This window comes from Oleiphilus sp. HI0125, assembly GCF_001635355.1.
The window spans coordinates 1-933 of the sequence record NZ_LWGF01000738.1 but is presented as its reverse complement, the minus strand read 5'-3'; the positions used below and the strand labels follow the sequence as shown (position 1 = coordinate 933).

General features: G+C 41.5%; 1 protein-coding gene. It reads left to right on the top strand.

Annotated features, from left to right (window positions below):
- Window positions 1-149: 149 nt before the first annotated feature.
- Entirely contained in the window at window positions 150-800 is a 651-nt protein-coding gene (locus tag A3762_RS11115; RefSeq protein ID WP_068755517.1) for a DUF2057 family protein, read from the top strand.
- The last annotated feature ends 133 nt before the right edge of the window (window positions 801-933 follow it).

The following is a 933-nucleotide window of genomic DNA, read 5'->3' as shown; positions in this document are numbered from 1 at the left end:
TGTATAAAAAACAATCTATCTGTTTGGGTGTCTAGATCTTGTTTTATGAAATTAGAGTTAGCATTGTTTAGTTAGGCCTTTGGTATGTTGAAAGCTACACATACTGCGTTCAGAATGGCACACTGAGTTTTAAATTTCCTAGGACCATCATGAATACATTAAAAATAACTGTAGTATGCCTCGTGTTGCTATTTTTGGCAGGTTGTTCAACAAAGCCAGTACAAGTATATGAAGGAGAAGCCCTAGCTGCAGATCAGCAAGCGATGATCACGGCGGGTGAAAATATTGAGATTACGCGTATTAATGGGAAGAAAATGAAAGAATATTTGCTTTCAAATATCGATACGCATTACGCACTCAAGCCTGGGAAGCAAAAGGTTGTCTTTAATTACACGAGTGTTTGGGCGGTATCTAAAGTAGGTCCAGATGGAGAGCGTTCAGAGCTAGTTGAATCCGACCCGCAGTTTGTTGAATTTGATGCTTCGGCTGGACAAGCCTTATCGTTTGATTTTAAAGATGTTGCTAACGTTAGAGAAGCGCGTGACTTTGCGCTAGCCTTTGTAGCTTCTGTTGTTGATCAAAATGGCAATATCGTAGCGATGTCAGAGCCATATGATGCTGAGAAGCATAGTCCAGTGTCGGCAGCTGTTGTTGCGGATGCTCCTGCTAACGTAGCTGTGACCGCGACACCATCTGCGCCAATAGATCAGGGTTTACCGACTATTGATGCGCTAAAAACACAAACAAAACAAACAACAAACGAACAAAAACACACAATTCAACAATGGGCGTTTAAGTAAGTTTTATTCGCCTTGCTTCGAGCTTGTAGTGGATGAGAATAGTCCGCTTACAAGCTCACTTGCATCGTCAATAATGCCGCTTACAAATGACCGGCTCTCATCCTCTTTTTCTTCAAGTGCTGTATGTTTCAAT